We start from the raw sequence: 24,479 nt of genomic DNA, 5'->3' as shown, positions 1-24,479 counted from the left end.
CCCTTCGGTGTCAGAAAAATATTTAAATAGATAATGAAGAGGTAAAATTATGAATTCTTTAGTGAATACACTTCGATTGAGTTTAGTGTTTACTGTTCTGTTGGCAGCGTCTCTCGTTGGCTGTGAAGAGGATCTTATTGAAAATCCCGACTTTATAAATCCCGACACGTTTTACCAGGATTCCGATGACCTGGTAAAAGGAGTGAATGGTGTGTATGACAACCTCGCGGAGGGCGGCCGGTGGTTCAACTTTTTTTACAATCGCTACGTGTTTGAGGAGCTGGTAGGGTACCAGGTTGGGTGGGAGAAAGGGCCACTTGATTTTCAGACCGGAAACGTGAGTCCCACTGATATTTATATCGAGGCATACTGGGACCTCTCCTATGAAGCGATAAACCGGGCCAATGGTGTGATTGAAGCGGCTCAAAACATGGAAAGTCCCAGCAATCCGGAGTTGAGGGATCGCATACTTGCGGAAGCCAGGTTTTTGCGTTCGTTCTACTACTTCAACCTGATTCGCTATTTCGACGATGTGCCCTTTACAACCGAGCGCACGACAGAACTGGAATTTGCCTCGAATGAAGATGGAAAACGCAAGGTGCTCGATATGATGTTCGAGGATCTGCAGTCTGCTGCAAACGTGCTGCCCAGTGAGTATACCGGGAGTGACGTTGGCCGGGCCACACGATGGGCGGCTAAAACGTTGTTGATGAAAGCTTATTTAATGGACGAGCAGTGGGACCAGGCCAGGCTGACAGCCGAAGACATTATGAGCAACAGTCCCCACTATCTTTTCGATGATTTTGCCTGGAATTTCGATACCGAGCACGAAAACACGGGCGAAAGGATATTTGAGGCCCAGGTTTCGGCCTCGGTGGACAGCGATGAGTTTACCAATCATCACGCACACTTTGTTCCGCCGGATCTGCCTACCGACATGGGCGGTGTGGGCTGGCACTGGCTGGATGGTACGAAGGCTTTCCGCATGAAATATGACGACAGCGATGAACGAATTCCGGGAACCTTTATCGAGTCATATCCTTCAACGCGGGTTGATGGAGCCACGGTACGCTGGAGTGAAGACGCCGATTTTAATTTAAGTCGCTTTGGCGGGGTTGTCAGCAATGATGCCGATCCCAACAACCCGGATGACCTGATATTCGGCAGCGGTTTTGTTGCCAAATGGGTTGAAATTGGAATCAGCAGTGAAAACAATACTGAAAAGAATGTGCCTTACCTGAGGTACGCCGATGTGCTGCTGGGCCATTCGGAAGCAGCCAATGAAAGTGGGAATGGAGATCCCTATTTTGGGATAAATATGGTGCGGGAGCGTGCCGGACTGCCAGAGCTTTCCGGGCTCAGCCAAGATGAGCTCAGGGACGCCATCGTGGACGAGTTCGTTCTGGAATTCGCATTCGAGCAGAAGACCTATCCTTTCCTGAAACGAATGAGCTCGCACGGCGGGAATAAAAAAGATTATCTCGGTGAGTATGTTAACGAGTTTATCAATACGTATGACGTCAACAGAACGCATGGTCAGCAAGACCATGTGCTACCCCTGCCACTTGATGAGGTGCAAAGCAATCCCAATGTAGAGCAGCACCCATTCTGGCAATAGAACCAACTTTCAGGCAGGGCAGGAGATGCAACCTGGTAAATAGTGGAATCTCCTCTTCGAATGGTGTTTCCATCTATTTTCATAATCCCTGAGCATATTCTTCTGCTCCTGCCTGTCCTTTACGTTGCTGTTTAAAAAGGTAATCGGTAATTAATGTTAGCCCGGTTTAAGGAATTGCTGAAAAGGAAGTTCGTTTGTTGAATTTGAGAATTCAGGAGGGTTCATTTTTTCAACGATGAAAAATGAACCGCAACAATCGCCGGCTGGTGAAATTTTGTTGCGGTTGCTACACCTGCGCTAAAACCAGTTAACCCGATCCGCTGGAAAACGTAGATCTCAAAAAGAAATGGTTCCTTTAAGATCCGGTTTCGCTCACTTGCTCAACAAAAATTTCGAAAAGACGGTATATGGATTCTATATTAACTTCTGCTTATCCAGAGTTCGCGTTAATAGGGTTATTTGGATGAGAAAAGTGTTATAAGATCGGTTTCTTTAAATGCGGAAAAATTTCCTTCCCATTCTATTTCTACTGAGCAACCTATTATTGATAGGATGCCAGAAGTCTGACACATCCACCCAGCTTTTTCAGCGACTCTCACCCGAACAGACCGGCATCCATTTTTCCAACGATATTGAGGAAAACAGTTCGCTCAACATGTTTGAATTGTTCTACCTGTATAACGGCGGGGGAGTGGCCATTGGGGACATCAACAATGACTCCCTGCCAGACATATTTTTCTCTGGCAATATGGTTTCAAACCGGCTTTACCTGAATAAGGGAAATTTTAAATTCGAGGAGATAACGGAATCTGCCGGATTGCTGGATGAGGGCTGGTCTACGGGGGTAAATTTTGTCGATATAAACCATGACGGCTACCTGGATTTATATGTGTGCAGGTCGGGAAAGGCACCGCCCGAACAACGGAAAAACCGGCTGTACATCAACAACGGTGATCTGACATTCACGGAGAGGGCCGAAGAATTTGGTATCGCCGACACGGGCTATTCCACGCAATCGGCTTTCTTTGATTATGACAAGGATGGAGACCTGGACCTGTACCTGCTCAATCATTCCAACGAAGAGCTGCAGCCCAACCGAATTAAAGAACTCGTCACCGACGGATCGGGTACCGGGAACGACAGGCTGTATCAAAATAATGGTGATGGCACATTCCGTGATGTTACCAGCGAGGCGGGCATTGTCTACCCGGGGATGGGGCTTGGGCTGGGTATCAGCGACCTGGATAATGATGGCTGGGAAGATATTTATGTGGCCAACGATTTCCTGGCCAATGATTACCTGTACATCAACAACAAGGATGGCACATTCCGAGAGGTCGGTTCCGATGCCCTAAAGCATCACAGCCTGTCGAGCATGGGGAGTGATTTATCGGACCTGAATAACGATGGCTGGATCGACATCCTGGTGGTGGACATGCTTTCTCCCGGTTATGAGAAACGCAGGCGAATGTCGGACCCGATGAGCTACGCCTATTTTGAACGGTCGCTGGAAGCGGGGTATCATCCTCAATACCTGCGCAATATGCTGCAGTTTAATAACGGAACGACCCATGAAGGTACCCTTTCCTTTAGTGAGATCGGCCAATATGCAGGAGTTCAAGCGACCGGCTGGAGCTGGGCTCCTCTGGCTGCCGATTTTGATAATGACGGATATCGTGATCTGTGGATAACAAATGGATACCTGCGGGGCGTCGTCGATGAGGATCTGATTCGACAGCGCATCAACCTGGAGCGGAGGTACGGAAGGGAACGGGCTCGTGAGGAGATAAGCAAAGCCCTGCAAAATATTTATGACTACAAGCGAACAGACGCTCTTTACAGAAACAACGGGGATTTGACTTTCGAAGAAAAAAGTGGGACTTGGAAATCCGGGAATCCCACCTACTCGAACGGTGCAGCCTACGCCGATCTGAATAACGACGGGACCCTGGATATGGTGGTGAACCACATAAATGAAAAGGCGGGTATCTACCGGAATAACGGGGAAGGAAATAATTACTTAAGTGTGAAACTAGAAGGACCGGATAAAAACAGGTATGGACTAGGAACAGAGATTAAGCTCTACTGTGGCGATGCAGTTCAAACGGTAAAACATAACGTCAGCCGAGGGTACCAGTCATCGGTCGAATATCCTATCCATTTCGGACTGGGTAATTGCGAGAGCGTAGATTCCCTGCGTGTGATCTGGCCGGACGGGCATTCTGAAAGGCTGGAAAAAATTGTAGTGAACCAGCAGATTGCTGTGGATTATAACGATGCAAAGTCAGGGCCTGTTCCTTCTGAAAAATCAACACCCCCGCTCTTAACAGATGTAACGGAAGCGCTGAACCTGGATTATAAACACAACGAAATGTTTTATAACGATTTTGTACGGCAACCGCTGCTTCCTCACAAACACTCCCAGATGGGACCGGGACTTGCCACTGCTGATCTGAACGGCGATGGACTGGATGATTTCTATGTCACCGGTTCGTATGACCAAAGTGGTTCAGTTTTCATACAAAAAGCAGATGGCTCCTTTAGCCGGAAATTAATATCTGATGATGAGGCTTCCAGCACAAGCGAAGAGATGGCCCCGCTCTTTTTTGATGCCGATGGCGATGGAGACCGGGATCTTTACGTGACAAGCGGAAGCAACGAATTTTTTAAAGGTTCAAAATATTACCAGGATCGTCTCTACCTGAATGACGGGCAAGGAAACTTCACTCTTGCCAGGGATGCTTTGCCCGAAATACGGACCAGCGGTTCAACTGTCACTGCAGCTGATTATGACAGGGATGGAGACCTGGATCTTTTTGTCGGTGGTCGGTTGCAGCCGCTTGGAAAAACGCAGCCAACAGGGTATCCACTCCCTCCCAGGAGCCACATATTGAGAAATGACGGTGGGCATTTTACGGACGTAACAGGAAAGGTTGCCAGGGCGTTGGAGGGATTGGGAATGGTCACTTCGGCCCTTTGGACCGACTTTGACAATGATGGGTGGAGAGACCTGGTGCTTGTGGGAGAATTTATGGAAATAACATTTCTCAAGAACCGGGAAGGGAAATTTGAAGACGTTACCGACCAAACCGGACTTGAGCATACCTCCGGATGGTGGAACAGCATTGCCGGGGGCGATTTTGACCGTGACGGAGATATCGATTATGTGGCAGGTAACCTTGGGCTAAATACCAGGTTGGACGCATCGGTTTCTCAACCGGTAACCGTTTATGCCAAAGATTTTGACAGAAACCGGCGCCTGGATCCGATCATTACATACTACCTGAACGGAACGGAATACCCCATTTATAAACGGGATCAACTTCTCGAGCAAATTCCCTCTTTGCGTTCCAGGTTCCCAACCTATAAGGAATATGCCCAGACCCCTTTCAAGGAATTTTTCCCAGATGAAGGGCTGGAGGGCGCATTCGTGCGAAAGGCTACCCGCTTCGAGAGCAGCTACATTGAAAACCTGGGGAATGGAAAGTTTGACATCAAGCCGCTGCCTGCCAAAGTCCAGTGGGCGCCGTTATTCGGGTTGGAAGTCCGGGATATGAATGGAGACCAGTTCCTGGATGTTCTTGCCATCGGCAATTCATATGCCCCGGAGGTCATCACCGGTCGACTGGATGCCTCGGTTGGAACCCTGCTGGCAGGAGATGGAAATGGAGATTTTAAACCGATCTCTCACCGGAAAAGTGGTTTCTTTGTTGACGGAGATGGGAAAGGATTGATTACCCTGCAATCAGAAAACGGACAACTGATATACATTGCTTCCCAGAATAGTGATTCTCTTAAAGTCTTTGAAGCAGTCAATCCCACACCGGGTACTGTCCTAAAGCCACCCGCGTCTGCCTCACATTTGATGATCACCTATCAAGATGGCAGTACCGAAAAGAGAGAACTTTACTACGGTTCGGGGTACATGTCTCAATCAACCAGGAAGATCAATCTTCCTGAAAACGTGAAAAGTGTGACACTCTACAATTACGAGGGAGAACAGCAAACGTTAGACCAGTAGGAAAAGAAAAAAGAATATATTTGAATTTGCAGAAGCTTGAGAATGAGCATATCAAGATTATCCTGAACCCGGAAATGGGAGGCAAGATGGTGAGCCTGTTTAGTAAAAAGACCGGCACTGAATTTTTGTTGGACCCACCTTCAGAGCGTCCTGTACAACCTGATTATGGGGACCCCTTTGATCTGCGATTTGCCTATGGTTTTGACGAGTGTTTCCCCACCATCGAAGCCTGCCAAGTGCAAACTGAAAATGGATCGGTAGAGCTGCCCGATCACGGCGAGCTTTGGAGTCGTTCCTGGGAATACCATCAAAAAGATGAAGAATCGATTACATTATCGATTGAGGGCAAGAAGCTTAACTATTCACTGACAAAAGAGATAGCATTAAACGGTTCCAGTTTGAATATTACCTATTATCTTGAGAATAAATCTGATGGTACTCTCGAATATTTGTGGTCGGCCCATCCACTGCTTTTCGTAGAATCAAATGACCGGGTTTTACTGGGCAAGAGTGAAAAAGTGGTGGTTTACTGGTATACTGGGAAAGGGGTTGATTCAATAGAGGATGTTATCGACTGGCCGCCTAAAGTTGGAAATGCAGATGCCATTGATCTATCCAGGGTTCAAAGTATTGAAGCTAATGTTGCTGTGAAGCTGTTTTCTACCGAGTCAAATATCGGCCAGGCCGGGCTTTACAAGAGTAAAGCGGATGAAACCCTGGTTTTTAGCTTTGATAAAAGAAAATTACCATATCTCGGGATATGGCTCTGCTACGGGGGCTGGCCTGAGGATGGGGAAGAACGAAGCTGTACGGTTTCGCTGGAACCAACAACGGCCCAAACGGATTCTTTATCCGAAGCGATAAAAACCGGGGAAGCGGCAAAAATAAAAAATAACGTGATTCATCAGTGGGAAATAGAGTGTACCCTGGTCCGCGGAAGGGCAAAAATTTAACATTATTCAGGGACAATATGATGCGAGATTACATATTGTAGAAGAAAAGTCCATCTCAATGGTAGGATAATCTATTTATGATATGTTTATTATTTATAAAATTAAGGGATAGTTGGGATTTATAGATAATTAAGGTGATTACAACATGGTAGGGATCTTTTCAGACAAGAAATACGGGATATACCTGTTATCCGGAATTGTACTTCTTTTTTGTGGGGTGTATGTCCTATACCCGCACGAGGAGCCGGCAGACTATAACCGGGATATTAAGCCGATTTTGAATAAAAACTGCATCGCCTGCCACGGCGGGGTGAAGAAATCGGGTGGATTCAGCCTGCTGTTCCAGGAGGAGGCTTTCAGCCCGAATGAGTCTGGCAAAGCTGCCATTGTCCCCGGAAGTCCCGAAGAAAGCGAGATGATCCGCCGCATTACACATCCCGACCCGGATGAGCGGATGCCGCCTGAAGGGGACCCCCTGCCGGAAGAAAAAGTTGAATTGTTGACCCGGTGGATCGAGCAGGGCGCCGACTGGGGCGAACACTGGTCTTATCAGAAACCGCAGCCGGTAACGCCGCCTGAAGTAGACTCCGATTGGGTCGAAAATGATATTGATCGTTTTATACTCCGAAAACTGGAGGAGCGTGAGCTGGAACCATCTCCACGAGCGGCTAAAGAAACTCTGTTGCGCCGGGTGACGCTGGATTTGACCGGGCTTCCGCCTACCCAACAGGAGCTTAAAAACTTTTTAAATGATAACAGTCCGGGCGCATACGAGAAGGTGGTGGACCGCCTGCTGGACTCCCCGCGATATGGAGAGCGGTGGGCGGCCATGTGGATGGACCTGGCCCGCTACGCCGACTCCAAGGGCTATGAAAAGGATGGGCACCGCAGTATCTGGCAGTACCGCGACTGGCTGATCAAAGCCTTTAACGAGGACAAGCCGTTTGACGAGTTTACCATCGAGCAGCTGGCCGGCGATCTGCTGCCCAATCCCACAGATCAGCAGCTGATAGCAACCGCATTTCATCGCAATACCATGAATAATGACGAAGGGGGTACCAACGACGAAGAGTTTCGGGTGGCAGCCGTGATCGACCGGGTGAATACCACCTGGAATGTATGGCAGGGGACCACGATGGAATGCGTGCAGTGCCATGCGCATCCCTATGACCCGATTCGGCATGAGGATTTTTTTAAGTCATACGCATATTTCAACAACACTGCGGATGAGGATGTGCCCAGCGAAGCCCCGAATCTTAAAACATTTAAAAAGGAAGAGGACCAGCAGCGCCTGGATGAGATTACTCAATGGATTCGACAGCAGACTGCCGATCCACAGGAATCATCAAGAACACAGGATTTTACCAAGTTGGTTCGACTTACGGAACCGAAGATCCACGCCCACTCATTTGACCAGATCAAGAAAGGGACAATTACTTCCACCAACAGTTACCTGGCCGTGGAGCACGGTGGTCATGCTCGCATCAAAGATGTAGACCTGACCGGGAAAGACCGCATGTTTATCAGTTACCGGACCAACAGAACCAGTGGCGTGGTGGAGATACGAAAAGAGAATCCTGCAGGTGAGATGATCGGCCGCTGGGATATCGAGGAGGATGACGGGCCGCGTAGTTTTGATATCACCTCCATCCCCATAACACCCCAAGAGGGGGTGACCGATCTCTATTTTGTGTTCAAGGATCCCGGCAATGAAGGATATGTGAATACAATTGAGTGGGTCCTCTTTCACCGGTCGCTGCCGGGCAAAGGTAAACCCGGATACGAAAAGACACGCGAGAAATTTTATACATTGCTAAATACCGATGAGGTCATCGAAACGCCGGTTATGGTAGAGCTGAAAGGCAACTACAAGCGCACTACCCGGATATTTGAACGGGGTAACTGGATGGTGCACGGAGACACCGTGAAGCCGGGCGTGCCCGAGGTATTGAACCCGATGCCGGAGGAATATCCCGAAAATCGCCTGGGACTGGCTCGATGGCTGGTGAGCAAGGAGAATCCCCTCACGGCGCGCGTGACGGTGAACCGCCTGTGGGCCGAATTATTTGGAACCGGAATCGTGGAAACTATGTCTGACTTTGGATCGCAGGGGTACCTGCCCTCGCACCCTGAGCTGCTTGACTGGCTGGCGCTGCAGTTTATGAACCAGCACGAGTGGAGCGTGAAAAAGCAGTTGAAACAGATTGTAATGTCATCTGCGTACCGCCAGGCCTCGAATGTCACTCCTGAGCTGCAGGAGCTTGATCCCAACAACCGCTTGTTGGCCCGCGGCCCGCGTGTGCGCCTGACCGCCGAACAGGTTCGTGACCAGGCGTTGGCAGTGGCTGGCTTGTTGAGCGACAAAATGTATGGTCAAAGCGTCATGCCGCCGCAGCCGGATGGACTCTGGCAGGTGGTCTACAGCGGGCTGGAATGGAAAACAAGCGAAGGAGAAGATAGGTACCGGCGCGCCTTATATACCTACTGGCGGCGAACCAATCCGTATCCTTCCATGATCGCTTTTGATGCCCCCAGCCGGGAGGTCTGTGTAGCACAGCGGGTCAATACGAATACGCCACTGCAGGCACTGGTCACGTTGAACGACCCGGTATATGTGGAAGCTGCCCGGGGACTGGCGGAACGGATACTTGAAAAAGCTCCTGCGAATACCGAGCAGCAGTTAAAGACCGGTTACCACCTGGCGATGCTTCAGGATATCGGAACGGGCAAGCTGAAAGAACTGAAAAATCTGTATCGCGATACCAAAGCCCATTTTGAGCAGAATCCCCAGGCTGCGGAGGAGCTAACCGGGAAAAAAGACCTGGAACTGGCAACCTTGACAATTGTGTCAAGCGCCATCATGAACCTGGATGAATTTATTACTAAATCATAAACGGACAGTAGCATGGACATTTTCGAGGAACTACGCCACCGGAAGCTGGAGTCTCAAACCCGACGTCATTTTCTTAAAAAGTGCTCACTGGGACTGGGAGGATTGGCCTTTGCAGCCATGACCGGGTGCAACCCGTTCTCATCTTCAGATGCCAAGAATGCTCAAACTATGGGCAGTGGGCATCCACTGGACCCGAAACCTCCCCATTTTGCCCCCAAAGCCAAGCGGATTATTTACCTCCATATGGCCGGCGCACCTTCGCAGCTGGAGCTATTCGATTACAAGCCCGAGCTCCAGAAGCTGCACGGCAAAGATTGTCCCCAGTCACTGCTGGAAGGAAAAGAGTTTGCGTTTATCGAGGGGGTCCCGAAGATGATGGGACCGCAGGCCAATTTTAAAAAGCGCGGGGAGTCGGGGACCATGGTTTCCGATCTACTGCCTCATTTTTCCACCATTGTGGATGATGTTGCAATTATCAAATCGATGCACACCGATGAGTTTAACCACGCTCCGGCCCAGCTGCTCATGTTGACCGGCGGTCCCCGCCTGGGACGTCCCAGCATGGGGTCTTGGGTCACCTACGGGCTGGGCAGCGAAAATGACAATTTGCCTGGATTTATGGTACTGGTTTCCGGCGGAAAAACCCCGAGTGCCGGCAAAAGTGCCTGGGGCAGCGGTTTTCTGCCTTCCGTCTACCAGGGCGTGCAGTGCCGCTCCAAGGGAGATCCGGTGCTCTACGTCTCCAACCCGGATGGTATCGACCGCAATCTTCGAAAAAAGGCGATCAAGGCGATCAATGAGATCAACCGCAGGGAACATGAGCAGGTTGGAGACCCGGAGATACTGACCCGTATCTCGCAGTATGAGATGGCGTTTCGCATGCAGACGTCGGTACCTGACGTGATGGATATCTCCGATGAACCGGATTATATCCACGAGATGTACGGTACCGAGCCGGGCAAAACCTCTTTTGCCAACAACTGCCTGCTGGCGCGGCGCCTGGTGGAAAAGGACGTACGATTTGTACAACTGTTCGATTGGGGATGGGACTCCCACGGGACAAACGAGGAGACCGGTATCGATGCCGGTTTCCGGGACAAGTGCCGGCAGGTGGATCAGCCGATGACGGCACTAATTAAGGATTTGAAGCAGCGTGGGCTCCTGGAAGAGACGCTGGTAGTTTGGGGCGGCGAATTCGGGCGCACCCCGATGCAGGAGAACCGGGACGGGCAGGAGATGCCGTTTATGGGCCGCGATCATCACACCGAGGCGTTCAGCGTTTGGATGGCGGGTGGCGGCGTCAAAGGGGGAGTAACCTATGGCGAGACCGACGAAATCGGCTATGCAGGAATTAAGGATCGTGTGCATATCCATGACCTGCAGGCCACCATTCTTCACCAGATGGGACTGAATCACGAGGAGCTGACCTATTTCCACCAGGGCCGGGACTTCCGCCTTACGGACGTGCACGGGCATGTGGTGAAAGATATTCTGGCGTAATAAAGTGAGAAGTGAAAGGATAGACGGCAAATGAGGATTTTCGCTTATTCCGGTTCTTCTCAAAAATGAATTCATAGTTTTTTGAACATCAGCTACCAATAATATAGTATGCCATTAGACCGAAGAACGTTTATCTCAAATTTAGTGCTGGGCAGTGGCGGGATGCTGGTCGGCGGGACCAGCAAAAAGACAGAGAACAGGCCCGGATTCGCCATTCCCGATGATTTTAATATTACCTATTTGGCCACGCGGTGGGGCTACCCGGGTACACTGGAGGAGTTTTGCCAGGCGGTTCAACAAGCCGGATACGATGGGATTGAGGTGTGGCTGCCCGGCAGCAGAAAAGAGCAACGTGAGTTGGTTCAGGTAACCAGTAATTATGATCTGAAGATCGGCCTGCTCGTCGGTTCCGGAAGCAACGATTTTAAAGAACATTTTACCGAGTTCAAGCAAAATATTGATCGTGCTGCCGAGATGGAACCGTTGCTCATCAACTGTCACTCGGGGCGCGACTTTTTTAGCTTTGAACAAAACCGGAAGATTGTCGATTACACTGTGCAACTGCAGGAGTCGAGCGGAATCGGGATATCGCATGAAACGCATCGTTCGCGCATGCTTTTTGCGGCCCACATCACGCAGCAATTTATTGAGCAGATTCCCGGCCTGCGCCTGACGCTGGACATTTCACACTGGTGCAACGTACATGAGTCGTTGTTGGCCAACCAGCCTAAGGCTGTGGAACTGGCGTTGGAGTGCACCGATCATGTCCATTCAAGGGTCGGCCACCCGGAGGGACCACAAGTTTCAGATCCGCGTGCCCCGGAATGGGAGCAGGCCCTGGAAGCTCACTTTGGTTGGTGGGATGCCGTCGTAAAGCAAAAGATTGAGGAGGGCAGGGGACTAACGATGACCCCCGAGTTCGGTCCTCCGACCTACATGCCAGCTGTTCCCTATACCGGGCAACCACTCGGAAACCAGTGGGAGATCAACACGCATATGTTGAATCTGTGGAAGGAGCGGTATAGTTAGCTCGTATTTCTCACAAAAATTCTGAGGTTTGTTATTGTAGTATGTTGTTAATGCTGAAAATTTGTGAGCTAGGAGTCTGTCGGGCTAGGGAATTGTAACGAGAATCAGCCAAATTCGGATGGTTCGCAGTAGATTAGGCTAAGTCCGACAGACTCCTAGTACTTAGTATCAGAAAAAGTGCAGTTAAAAATTGTTGATTTTGATCATCATTAAGTCTCTGTTGTGCCCTTCGAAAGGGGTCCAGGGGAATGACCTGACAAAATGAGCGAATAGCCACCATTAGATAATTTCACTTACTTTCGAAATTGAGTACTAGTATTACCTACGATACTGAAGATGAAATTTTAGAATAGCACATGGAGCAAGAAGTTTCTGACATTGTACTTTTTTTAGGCCGTTTTCACCCACTGGTTCTTCACCTGCCGATCGGCTTCCTGGTAATGGCGTTTATCCTTGAGATTGCTTCCCGGTTCAAGCGATTTGAGAAAGTTGGATCGGCGGCTGGGTTTGTACTTTTTCTGGGAGCGGCATCGGCTGCACTGGCTGCTGTTCTTGGGTATTTGCTGGCCCAGGCCGGCGGATATAATGAAGAGATGCTGGCTATTCACCAGTGGTCGGGGATTGGGGTGGCTGTGGCTTCGGGTTGCGCATATTTATTAAAGTGGCAGCATGATCGAAACCCTTCTCAGGTTGTAGATAGGGCATATTTGTCATTACTGTCGATAATGATGCTGACATTAGCGGTGGCTGGCCATTACGGCGGCTCCCTGACCCACGGAAGTGACTACCTGACCCAATACATGCCAAATGGTTTGCGGGCAGTGGCCGGACTGCCCCCCAAGGAGGAAAAAGGGTTTAAAGAGATCACCAATATCCAGGAAGCACAGATCTATAGTGACATTGTCGATCCCATCCTGGAAACGCGCTGTACCTCTTGTCATAACGAAACGAAGAGCAAGGGAGAACTTCAGATGCACACCCGGGAGCTGCTACTGAAAGGGGGAGAAAGCGGCCCGGCTTTTGTAGAAGGGAATGCCGGGGAAAGTGAGATGATACGACGGATTTTCCTGCCGGAAACCCACGATGACCATATGCCGCCAGAGGGGAAACGACCTCTTACGGATGCTCATAAAGAGTTGCTGGAATGGTGGGTGAGCAGCGGAGCCCCGTTTGATAAAAAAGTGGCCGAAGTTGAGGTCTCGGAGGAGGTCCAGTCGGCACTGAATACGCTGGTAGATCCACAGGCCGATATGAGTCCCGCTGAAAAGCTGCTCGCTTCCGAGGTGGCACCGGCAAATGCGCAGGTGCTTGTTGATCTCGAGAAGCAGGGTATAGATATTCGTCCGGTAGCCACCGGGAGCAATTGGCTGCAGGTTGATGTTCCGCGAAATAGATCTGTTGACTCTTTGATGAGTGGGTTGCGAGAAGTGTCAACTCAAATCACCTGGCTTGACCTGGGAGATTCTATCATCTCCGATACGGCCCTTGTCGACATCGGGAATTTTACGAACTTGACACGACTTCATCTGCAAAATACAGGCGTTACTGACAAAGGACTTACCCATCTTACCGGTCTTTCGAACCTGGAACTTCTGAATTTATATGGTACTGAAGTGACTGATGAAGGTATTCAGCAGTTGAAAAAGTTGTCGCATTTACGAAAGTTTTTTGTGTGGCAGACTGGTGTAACCCCGGAAGGGGCCCAGGAACTGGAAAACGCACTACCCGGACTGGAGGTCAACCTGGGATTACGTGATACCACAGGCGTAGCGACGGCGGAGGTTGATGAATAAAGAATTGCAAAAGAGAGCAAGGTGACCGGTCGTCTGAGAAACAGCACCCATAGAAGAGCTCATTTTGACTGCATGAAGTTATCTATTTGACTCAAAGTCCTGAGGAGAGAGAGGGTAGTTTTTAGCCAATCACACTCCCGGATAAATAAACTGAACGCCAAGCTACCGGCAAGGAAATCTTGGCGTTCAGCAGAAATGATTTACTCGTACAGCTCTTCAATCAGGCTGAGGTTGACCGGTGTATCCGGATTGAAATCACTGCTATCCATATACCCAAGCAAACTGTGGTATAACTGTCGGGCAGCCGGCCGCTGGGAAAGCTTATTTTCAAAATCGATGGAGGTGACGACCAGTTTCCCTTTACCAACCTTTGCCTCAAAAAGAAGTCCCAGTTTCCTGGCCTCAAACCACGTGTCAATCATCTGTATCTTTGGCGTGAGGTCGGCCGGGAAGTCGTTTAACACCATCGGGTGCACGTCATGCACGATATCCCACCACTGCCAGTTCGTGTGGTATTCCGTCGGGAAATCCTTAAAAAGCGGATCAGTCGGTTCAACCAGCACGCCCATGGTATGGGGAGCCTGTCCTAGAGTCCACGCTGTATTCCAGAAGACGGTGGAGAATCCACCTACTACCTCTTTGCCCTTGCCCTCTTTCAATTTCCCATTGATCTGCAGGAGTACCTTCGCCCCTTCTTGTAGCTTGCGTTCAATAGCCGGGGTCAGGGTTTTTGTGACAATGATGTCCGACGATGGTTCCGTATCCACACTTTCCGGGAACACCCAGAAGTCCCAGTCGTTTTCACCCAAGTTTCCGACAGTCACTTTCAGGTTCAGCTTTTGGGGTTCGTCAAACGAAGACAGGTCTAGTGACGCGGTTCCGGCTTCAATATTGTTTCCAATGGGAAGATCCCGCACTGTTTCACCGGAAGCCAATATCCGGTTTTGATTGTTGGTGATTTTCCAACGCACCGGGATACCATCTGATTCATGTTCAGCGAAGTGGGCGATCTCGAGCTCAGCCCTGAAGGTTTCGGTATTGGATAAAATTCGTTTCTCCATAACTGCCACGGGAACCGTCCGAGAGCTGAACCGGCTGAATTCTTCCGAATTGATGTAGGGTTTGCTGTCCCAAAAAGGATCTAAGATGCCGACGAGTGCGGTTCCCTGACCCGGGAAATCATGCAGATCCAGCATCTGGTAGCCGGCATAACCCGGAGTGCGAAGTGCGGCCTCGATATCGGCTTTGTAGCAAAGCGCCTGCAGTTTGCCGGAGGCCATCAGGAAATCATGTGCCTGGTGCAGCATGTGGTTTTGTTCGAGGAAATCCCGGAATATCTCAAAGTTGTGAGGGTACAGCACGCCGGTATACTTCGACATCTCGTTGAAATTCGGGTACACCGTCCACTGCCCGATTTCATGCCCGATGACCGGGATCTCATATCCAGCGATATCTTCCTCGAAATTCCAGTCCGTGCTCGGGGACGTACCGTTGATCACGCTATTGAGTTCTTCGCCCCACTGCTGGATTCTCGGGTCGGGCAGATCGTGGAATTCATTCTCATCTATCGCCGGCCACCCGGCCCCACTGGTGTACACGCGGCGGTTGTCTTTTTGCTTCCACATTGAGACAAAATCAGCCAGGTACGCTTCATAATTATCGCCACCCGGCTCGTTGCCATGTGCAAACATGACGAAGGAGGGATGGTTGCCATATTCTTTCATGATGCGTTTACTTTCATCAATCACAAACTGGTCGACCGGCTTGCCGTCGCCCAGGGTGGCCCCTTGATTAACCCAGACGGAAGCTTCCACGTGAAGGTAAATACCGAGCTCGTCTGCAGCCTCAAAAGCAGCCTTCGGAGGACACCAGGAGTGAAAGCGGATGTGGTTCAGCCCGTGCTGTTTTGCTACCTCAAAATGGTGGGCCCACTCTTTTTTTGATGTGGCGGGATAGCCTGTCTCAGGGAAGATAGCCGATTCCAGGGTGCCTCGCAGGAATATGGGGCGCCCATTAATGTGGAATCGCGTGCCCTCCACAGTGAAGTCACGCATACCGAAGTCAGTGGAATAGGAGTCACTGTATGACGATCCACTTTTTAGATCAACTTCCAGGGTATAGAATTGCGGATTAAATTCATCCCACAACAGCGGATCATCCCCCATCGCGTAGGTTAGTTCAACGACACCGGATTCAGATACAGTGAACGATTTTTGGGCAGGAGGGAGAGCCTGTTCTTTATCAGTATTTTTTGACCTGGCCTGCAGCTGCAGGCCTCCCGATTGTGGGCTGCCGGTAGTATTGTTTATGTGTACCTGGACACGGGCCTGCTTATTCTCAACATCAGGATAAACCTGTACGTCAGAAATAAACACCGGGTCGGATGCCTTCAGCAGGAGATCACCTACCAAGCCGTTCCAGTTCGACTGTGTATGCTCGGTGATGCTGTGAGAGTTCAGTCCGATATCATATAGTATTCTATTGTCAACCCTGATCGACAAGGTGTGCGTGCCGGGTGAGAGCACCTCCGAAAGGTCGTAGCGGTGGGGAACAGCAAGGCTGCTGTCTGCCCCCATGTTATGACCATCCACAAATACCATGCTCCCCCAGTGTGGACGTTCAAGCTCCAGTGTTATTTGCTTGTTGTCCCAGTTTTCAGGAATGGTCACTTCTTTCTGAAACCATGTAACTCCCTGGTAATGGGTGTCAGAGGTTAGCCAGTACGGAAACTTAAAATTATCGTCCGTCCGGTAAGGAGCATATTTATCCAGCTCAAAAAACTGTTCATATCTCGTAGCACCCCATTCCGTTTCTGTCGATATTTTCTCCCCTAAATCGTACTCTTGTATCGATCCGGGCAGTAAAATGGATTGGGAATCTGAGAAACGGTCATCATACCACTGCTGCTGCAATCCGATATCATTCTTGTCAAGCTTTAGTTTCCATTGTCCGGCAAGTGAAATATTATCTTGGGCGAACAAGCCACTGCCGATGGGGAGAAGTACTAAAACTGCTGCTATGCCTAAACGTACAAGCCTTTCGAAGCGTGGAACAGGATGTTTCATAATCATGGCATTTAAGTGTTTATTGAGTGTTGTTAACTAAAAGTGGACCGTTCATGAAATATTTGAAGTCAGTTGCTCCCTGAACCGGGTGATGAGTTTTAAGTGTGTTTGAGCTCCAAAGTGCATCGCCTCCTTCTGCAGGATGTCTTCCAGCAGAGTTTCTGCTTTTGAAAACGCTCCCAGTCCCAGCCGACCTAATGCAATCATAAAATTACTGTGAATCCTATTCCTGAGAGCCAGGTCATCGTCAAAGATCAACAGGTTGGGCAACGATACGGCGAAGTAGTCGATGCTCACCTCTTCGTTAATTTGCTCTTCTCCGTAATCCACAAGCTGTTGGAAAATTTCGCTGGCTTTCCCCGGCTGATCCAGCTGTTGCCAGGCCAGTCCCTGGTAAAAAATCATTTCGGGCGGCTGGTCATTATAGAATATTGCAGGACTCGGCTGGTAATCTCCCTCCGTGGCCTTGGTAAACTGTTCCCGGGCCGTATCATGATCCCCAAGTGCATTGTACGCCATACCCATCCAGTAAAAAATGTCATTTTCCCGGGTGCCGTATAGCTTGCCTTCTCCCAGGTTGGGGGGATAGGTCTGGGCGTTCTCCAGTTTTTCAATGGCCTCTTGATATGCCCCATTTTTAATATCGATTTTGGCCAATTCGGTCAAACTGTAGACATACTGGCCGGATACTTTTCCTTCGCCGCCCTCCCAGGGATGGAATTTTCGATCCATAATAAGGTCATACGCTTTTTGATGGTCCCCGAGGAAATTGTAGAGTGCCGCCCGTTCCAGGTACACATCATCCCGGAAATCAACCAGCTCCATATGCTCTTCCAGGAACTTCAGTCGATCTTGCGGATCTTTGTTGGTGCGCTTATACAGCTGATCCAGCTCCATGAATACCCGGGCGTCCGACTCATCAAGAGAAAAGGCTTTTTCAAAACTACGGATCGCTTTTTGGGCGTCATCCTGTTTATTAAAGTACCCAATACCGAGATTGCGGTGCACGGTGGGGAACGCCTCGTCCCGTTTCCGTGAAGTCTCCCAGTAATTGACTGCCAGTTCATGCTGGCGCTTGTCATAAAACAGGCATCCAAGGTAATATGGAGCTTTCGCGTCCTTATTGTTACGCTTCGCGGCATCACGCAGTACGGGAATGGCTTCCAGGCGATTGGGGAAGCAGTATGCGGGATTTGCCTGTGCAGCCTTTTGGTAGAACTGAAGTCCTTCCTCATCTTTCCCCGTTTGTAGGTGAAACCATCCCAGGTAGTACAAGACCATGGGATACGTTTCCAGCTCCTCCTCTTCGATGGCGTTTTTCAAAAGGCCCATAGCCTCATCAAATAATCCCGCGGATGCGTAATCCAGGGCATACGTAATTAAATTTTGTTCATACTCCCGGGAGAGCTCTAATAACGTATCCAGTGCTGCATCCGCTTTTTCATCTTCGCCCCATTTTTCCCAGGTCAAATGTCGTTCATAATAGGCCGAAAGGTTAAACCGGTCGCGCTTAATGGCAGTATTAATTGTTTCAAGCGCCTCTTCATAGTGCTCCATTTTTCGAAGAACTGCTGCCTTCAGGGTCCATCCCTTACCATTTCGGGCATTCCGGTCCAGCGACCAGTTGATATGCTCGAGGGCTTGCTCAAAGTTTCCGCGGGCCACATCGATCTCGGCCAGAGCAAAATATGCGTTGTCCTGCCACTCACTATTCCATGCGGACTTGTAAAAAGCTGAATAAGCTTCTTCAATGCGTCCCTGGTATGTTAGGCTGACTCCAAGGTTGTAATATGGTTCACCCTGGTAGGGGTTGGGGTTGCGCTCCGTAAGCGTTTGAATCGCTTTTCTAAGATATTTTTCAGCTTTCTCAAAACGTCCCTGCCGCAGGTACCACTTACCAAGAGCATTGTTGTTTCGTATGTCCGACGGATCTCGGCGAAGAGCTTCTTTGTAGTAGGGCTCTGGTCGGTACGTGGCGTGCCGGTACTGTTCCAGGTGTAAACCGGTCAGGTAGAGTTGTTCATTTGTTTCAATTTCTTTTGGATCTTTAGCCGGTTTGGCCGGTTCCGGGATCTCATTTTCCTTATTTCCTGCCGGCTCATACTGTATCAGCTCGTCTCCATTTGAGTTCTCAACCGACAGGAGATAGTTGTTATCTTTAATAGGGTGGTCAAATTCTGCAGTCCTGCAATACACAGCTTCCGGTGAAAGGTCAGCCTGATCCTGAAATGCGATCTGGCTGTCTACCCGTAATGTGACCTGGAGATTGGTTTGTTTGCTCGTGGCGTATAGTTGGATTTTGGCGCTGTGCTCATCGACCGGTTCAATATTTAGAAGCAGATCTTTGGTCGCATTTTTTACCACCCCGAGCTCCCGGTAGGGCAGGAAGTACTGGGAGAATGCTTTTTCCTCCAGGGGCATAAGCCAGGCAAAGTCGGGCTGATTGTCGGTATATACGCCGGTCATCAGTTCAATATAGGGTCCGTCTTCATCCGTTAAGTTGCGATCCCAGGCCTTGCCGAAGTTGCCATTACCCCAGGTCCACTGCTTTTTGCCGGGTGAGATGTGGTGATTAGCTACGTGCAGAAGTCCCGCCTCGGAGTCGTGTTCATATCCGCCTACAAAGTCATAATCCGACTGAATGGCCATGTAGGAGGTGGGTACCGGCAGGTTTTTATACTTCGAAATGTCGGTTCCCGGGGAATAGTCCACTTTATAGTAGGTTCCTTTGGCAATAGGGAAGGTGGCAACATCCCGCTTGCCGTGATCAAAAACGGCGTTTACATCCGGCGGAAATACCGATTGGTAGTGCTCATTCACACTCACGGCGGGATTGGCCCACCATAGAAAAGTCTGTGGGAGTTTGGTCCTATTATATAGCTGAACATTAATTTCCAGGTACGCTTTGTCAGGGTACAAGGTGAATCCAGCCATTCCCTTGGTGTGGAACATCAACTCAATTTCGTTGGTCCAGGCGGTGACTGAGCCATCATTATTTTCCTCGATTTTATGGTCAATCGGTTGAAAGGTACTTGGACGGTGATGCTGGGGCCAGTTGAACTCAATACCGCCCGATATCCATGGGCCCAACAGTCCAACGAGTGCCGGTTTGATGACTTGGTTGTGATACACGAAATGACGCTCTTTTATCTTGTCGTAGGCCATCTGTACACGTCCGCCAATCTCTGGCAGAATTAAGACTTTCAGGTACCTGTTTTCCAGGAAAAGGCCGGTATAGGTCTTTTCAATTTTTTCGTCGTAGATCTTTTCAATAATGGGATTGGGATATACTACGCCACTGCTGCCCTGGTAGACCCGTTTTTCAAAGAACATGGGGTTGTGTTCAGGTTCTCCCACAGGATAGGTGGGAATTGTAATTGTTTCTTCCCAGACGTCTACCGGGTTCTGATTTTCCATGACAAATATTTTCGTGTGATTCTATTCTTGTATGAGTTCCTGCTCAAGTTCCTCCAGGGATTTTCCTTTTGTTTCCGGGAGCTTTGTGTAGATCAAAATGAATCCCAGGACACAAATTCCTGCATAGACACAGAATGTAAAAGCGGTCCCTTTGGGGCCTTCCCCAAGTCCCTGGTTTAGAATGGGAAAAGTGTAAGTAAGCACCAGGGAGGCCGCCCACAGTGCAAAGACCGATACTGACATTGCAGCTCCCCGTATCCGGTTGGGAAATATTTCTGAAATAATGACCCACGTTACGGGTGCAAGAGACATGGCATAAAGAGCTATTGCTGTAACAACCAGGATTAGCATGTGGACGCCAAGTATCTGGGTGTAGTAAAAGAAAGCCAACAGCAGGTAGGTCACGGAGAGTCCGCCTGCTCCCAGCAGCATCAGTTTTTTGCGACCCCAGTTGTCCACGGTTTGCATCGCCACCAGGGTAAATATAAGGTTGATGGTTCCTGTTATAATGATGTTGAATAACATATCAGTTATGGTATAACCCGCACTTGTAAAGACCTCCTCAGCGTAATTGAAAATTACATTTATACCGCTCCACTGCTGGAATACGGCTAATCCCACACCGATGGTCAATATAGGTAGCAATGAAGGGTTCCAGAGTTCGCTGATAGATACTTTTTTATTCTCTTTTTCCAGCGTTTCTTTGACTGCGTCGAGCTCATTATTCGCATAAGCGGCTCCCCCAATTTTGTACAGCACTTCACGGGCTTTGACCGTTAAGTTCTGTTTTACCAGCCACCGGGGACTTTCGGGGACAAACCAGGCCATGGTGAAAAAGATGAATGCCGGCATCGCTTCGACTCCAAACATCCAGCGCCACCCATACTGCCCGTTCCAGGAATTTATGATGTAGCTGTGTGTAGCATCACCCGGTACGGTTTCCGCAATTAGCCAGTTTGCGATTTGTGCAGCCAGGATTCCAAGGACAATGGTCAGCTGGTTTATAGATACCAGTCGTCCCCGATATTTTGCTGGTGCAATTTCTGCGATATACATTGGAGAAACATTTGAAGCTAACCCGATACCAATTCCACCTAGAATTCGGGCCCAGATAAACAGTGAAAAGGTCTCCGAAAGCGCTGTACTGACTGCGGAAAGGGTAAAGAGCAATCCTGAAAATATTAGTACCTTTTTCCTGCCATATTTGTCGGTAATATATCCTGACAGAGCGGCCCCGATGAGGCATCCGACAAGAGCACTGCTCATCGCCCATCCAATTTCAAAGGAGGAGGTAAGATCAAAATAAGCTTCGTAAAACGGTTTTGCGCCACCGACAACCACCCAGTCATACCCAAATAGAAAACCACCCAGAGCTGAGATGAGGGAGATCCCGACGATATAGATGAATCTGAACTCAACCTCTTTTTTGGGGGATTTGGCTTCTACTGATTCCGGATTCATAATTTCGTTAGATGATCATTCCCTGTTCAATGATACCCTGTATCTGTTTCACCATTATTTTACACTCCCGAAATGGCGTTAATCAATGTAATAGCTGAATTCAAAGGATTGTATAGATTAAACTATGATTCTCATAGATTATATTATTGTGTGTACAAGTCAGATGGGTAAGCCTTTGCCGGAATGAGAATTTTGATTGGGAAACAGCCGATCGAAACTGGCATCCTTCTCAAATTCAGAGAGAATGCCGGCCTCCCGCAGCAAATAGTAACCAATTTTTCTGCTTTTCCACGCCGGACAGGGTTGTTGGAAAAAGATCCACACATGTCCACCGTTGCCGGAGCGGGAACGTTCCAGGTAGGCGGGCATATTGTGCCGTTCACATACTTGTAAAAACTGCCGGCTATCCTCCATCCAGTTTTCCTTGTCAAAGTCGGCGGCCAGCAGCCAGGAGGGGTTATCCTTCAGCAGGGGATAGATTCAGATTGTTTCTTTGCCCGACAGGTGCTTTCGAATAACGGTAGGAGTAAGTGGAGCAAGCTCCTTGTGTTTGAAATTCTGAAAGGTGCCCCCCCAGCGCCTTATGTTTTTCGTACCGGTCCCAGTCCATATTATAGGCCGGCATGTACCCGTTCCGATCTTTATTTTACCACCGGCGGGCGTAGATATCCTCCCGCCCTTTAAAAAGCGACCGGAACAGTTCGATCTGCTGGTTGGATATTGCCATGGAAAAGAAATCTCATTAGATACACATCAGGCAATTTAATAACCTTTTTAGCCATAACGGTAGAAATAAGCACGTTGTATCTCTCCCCCCGCAAGATGAAATTGTATAGTACATCAAGTATAAATAGGTATTGTGAATAAATAGTCATACCTTGACTTGTTAAATATAATTACCCACCTGGTAAGCGAACTTTACTGAATCGATGCGTTAGCCCAATTCTTTTCACAAGACGAAACCTACTGGTGCTTAAAATAATATAGATTACACATGTCACAACAAGGCAAAATAAAATTTTTCGATACCCAAAAAGGATTTGGATTTATCGCTCCGGATGAAGGAGGAAAAGATATTTTCGTACACAGAAACAACGTCGAAAATCTTGGTTTTGATCAAGGTTTTGAAGACGGTGAGGCTGTAGAATTTGATGTTGAAGATACACCCAAAGGCAAAAGTGCAACTAACGTACGAAGCCTGGATTACGAATAGGATTTAAGTTCTCACATTCGAATTTAGGAGCCCGCCTCATTAAAGAGTGCGGGCTTTTTTGTTGTATGAATTCGTTCAGTCCCAAATGATAGAATGTTATGGCAGACAAACAAGATCTTGATTTCACCTACAGTACCATCGACCGCATTTTCAGGCTGAGTATGGGAGAAATGGCTGATTTCAGCGGAGCCATGTACAACGGAGATTTTTCCATGAGCCTTGAACAGGCCCAGGAAGCGAAGCACCGGTTTATTGTCAACCAGCTGAATATCACCCCCGAAAGCAGGGTGCTGGACATGGGATGCGGCTGGGGGCCTTTGGTCAATTACATTACCAACGAAGTGGGGGCAAAGTGTATTGGCCTTACGCTCTCTGACGCCCAGGCCGCGGCGTGCCGAAAAAACGGGCTGGAGGTCTATATCAAAAACTGCCTGGAAGTGACACAGGATGATTACGGAACATTCGACGCTGTGGTCTCGCTCGGTGCCTTCGAACATTTTTGTTCGGTTGAAGAGTATAAAGCGGGAAAACAGGAAGAGGTGTACCGACGGTTTTTCCGTACGGTGTATGACCTGTTGCCGCCGGGCGGAAGAATGTACCTGCAGACAATGGTATTCGGCAAAAATATGATCGATTATGAGGATATCGATATTAACGCCGAAAAAAGTTCGGACGCCTATATATTAGCATTGATGGAGAAGCAGTTTCCCGGATCATGGTTACCCTACGGATCGGAGATGGTGATTAACAATGCCAAACCACTTTTCAAACTGATCAGCAAGAGCAGCGGTCGGCTGGACTATATTGAAACGATCCGTCAGTGGGAAAAGAGATACCGGTCGTTTAACCTGAAGAAATACGCCTTCCTGCTCACGCTGTTACCCAAATACCTCACCGACATTAATTTCAGAGCTCTACTCAGTACCAGTCCCAACAGGATATGCTTCGAACGTGAACTGTTCGATCATTACCGGATGGTTTTTGAAAAGACAGACTGAAGCCCAAAACCAAGACTGAGGACAAAAAACCGGTAACAACTTGCCGGCAGAATTTAAATTTGCTGTTCACTCGGGACGTGGATGTGATCTAAAACGTAAGAATCGACTTGAAGATCGATTACATTTCTTATGTGAGTAATTTAGCCTGCATTTCTCACGAGGATTATTTTATATTTCTTGTAATGCACTGATATACAGGGAGTTACATTTATTATAAGACCTAAAATGGTATTACAGTGTGTTGCCGGACTACGAAATAACAAAGGGCACAGATTATTTTTTAAAACGCATACTGTTGCACAACATCCTTAAAGCGAGTTACTCTTTAAACATCAGCAGTGTCAAAAAGAAATGGGGAATATCTCTTGCTATCGCGTCCATATCCAACTGTAGGCACTGTTCCAAAATAGCCTCTTATAAATCCCTTGGATTTGAGGTAGAAATATTGGCTTCCAAATATTGGTAGTTTGGTTTGATTTCCCAGCCCATCAAAAAAACCAAGTCATAAAAATTCCTTC

At 48.7% G+C, this 24,479-nt stretch carries 14 protein-coding genes; 9 read left to right on the top strand and 5 right to left on the bottom strand.

The window, feature by feature from the left end; all coding sequences use genetic code 11:
• Positions 1-49 precede the first annotated feature (49 nt).
• The 7 genes from ACG2E4_RS04985 (at position 50) to ACG2E4_RS04955 (ending at position 13,807) form a co-directional block, all read left to right on the top strand.
• Positions 50-1,618: a RagB/SusD family nutrient uptake outer membrane protein gene (locus tag ACG2E4_RS04985; protein WP_395258505.1), complete on the top strand. Its 1,569-nt coding sequence runs from the start codon at positions 50-52 to the stop codon at positions 1,616-1,618.
• Between the two features lie 544 nt (positions 1,619-2,162).
• Complete coding sequence (locus ACG2E4_RS04980; protein ID WP_395275879.1) at positions 2,163-5,639, top strand: FG-GAP-like repeat-containing protein; 3,477 nt, start codon at positions 2,163-2,165, stop codon at positions 5,637-5,639.
• 20 nt (positions 5,640-5,659) lie between these two features.
• Complete coding sequence (locus tag ACG2E4_RS04975; RefSeq protein WP_395258499.1) at positions 5,660-6,592, top strand: DUF5107 domain-containing protein; 933 nt, start codon at positions 5,660-5,662, stop codon at positions 6,590-6,592.
• A 145-nt stretch (positions 6,593-6,737) separates the two neighbouring features.
• On the top strand, positions 6,738-9,485 hold the full coding sequence (locus ACG2E4_RS04970) for a DUF1553 domain-containing protein (protein WP_395275878.1): 2,748 nt from the start codon (positions 6,738-6,740) through the stop codon (positions 9,483-9,485).
• A 12-nt stretch (positions 9,486-9,497) separates the two neighbouring features.
• Positions 9,498-10,985, top strand: a complete 1,488-nt coding sequence (locus ACG2E4_RS04965; RefSeq protein WP_395275877.1) for a DUF1501 domain-containing protein — start codon at positions 9,498-9,500, stop codon at positions 10,983-10,985.
• A gap of 108 nt (positions 10,986-11,093) precedes the next feature.
• Positions 11,094-12,014, top strand: a complete 921-nt coding sequence (locus ACG2E4_RS04960; RefSeq protein ID WP_395275876.1) for a sugar phosphate isomerase/epimerase family protein — start codon at positions 11,094-11,096, stop codon at positions 12,012-12,014.
• Positions 12,015-12,370: 356 nt separating this feature from the next.
• A complete protein-coding gene (locus ACG2E4_RS04955) occupies positions 12,371-13,807 on the top strand; it encodes a c-type cytochrome domain-containing protein (RefSeq protein ID WP_395275875.1) in 1,437 nt (478 codons plus the stop codon).
• Positions 13,808-14,007: 200 nt separating this feature from the next.
• Here ACG2E4_RS04955 and ACG2E4_RS04950 read toward each other — a convergent pair whose 3' ends face one another.
• The 5 genes from ACG2E4_RS04950 to ACG2E4_RS04930 all read right to left on the bottom strand — a co-directional run bounded on the left by ACG2E4_RS04950 (position 14,008) and on the right by ACG2E4_RS04930 (position 22,477).
• Positions 14,008-16,872, bottom strand: coding sequence for a sugar-binding domain-containing protein (locus tag ACG2E4_RS04950; protein ID WP_395275874.1), 2,865 nt, complete (start codon positions 16,870-16,872; stop codon positions 14,008-14,010).
• Positions 16,873-16,923: 51 nt separating this feature from the next.
• Complete coding sequence (locus ACG2E4_RS04945) at positions 16,924-20,289, bottom strand: DUF5107 domain-containing protein (protein WP_395258483.1); 3,366 nt, start codon at positions 20,287-20,289, stop codon at positions 16,924-16,926.
• A 21-nt stretch (positions 20,290-20,310) separates the two neighbouring features.
• Positions 20,311-21,750 (bottom strand): sugar porter family MFS transporter, encoded by a 1,440-nt coding sequence (locus ACG2E4_RS04940; RefSeq protein WP_395258481.1) that lies wholly within the window; start codon positions 21,748-21,750, stop codon positions 20,311-20,313.
• Between the two features lie 159 nt (positions 21,751-21,909).
• Positions 21,910-22,194, bottom strand: coding sequence for a TOTE conflict system archaeo-eukaryotic primase domain-containing protein (locus tag ACG2E4_RS04935; protein ID WP_395275910.1), 285 nt, complete (start codon positions 22,192-22,194; stop codon positions 21,910-21,912).
• Between the two features lie 202 nt (positions 22,195-22,396).
• Complete coding sequence (locus ACG2E4_RS04930) at positions 22,397-22,477, bottom strand: TOTE conflict system archaeo-eukaryotic primase domain-containing protein (protein ID WP_395258604.1); 81 nt, start codon at positions 22,475-22,477, stop codon at positions 22,397-22,399.
• 267 nt (positions 22,478-22,744) lie between these two features.
• Between ACG2E4_RS04930 and ACG2E4_RS04925 the strand changes: the two genes are divergently transcribed.
• Together ACG2E4_RS04925 and ACG2E4_RS04920 are read left to right on the top strand one after the other, a co-directional pair.
• Positions 22,745-22,963: a cold-shock protein gene (locus tag ACG2E4_RS04925; protein WP_395258480.1), complete on the top strand. Its 219-nt coding sequence runs from the start codon at positions 22,745-22,747 to the stop codon at positions 22,961-22,963.
• Between the two features lie 98 nt (positions 22,964-23,061).
• Positions 23,062-23,961, top strand: a complete 900-nt coding sequence (locus ACG2E4_RS04920) for an SAM-dependent methyltransferase (RefSeq protein ID WP_395258479.1) — start codon at positions 23,062-23,064, stop codon at positions 23,959-23,961.
• Positions 23,962-24,479 lie beyond the last annotated feature (518 nt).

Source organism: Halalkalibaculum sp. DA384 (assembly GCF_043951955.1).
GTDB lineage: Bacteria > Bacteroidota > Rhodothermia > Balneolales > Balneolaceae > JAMQKA01.
Note: the sequence above shows the minus strand (reverse complement) of the source record. Positions and strands in the feature narration are given on the sequence as shown.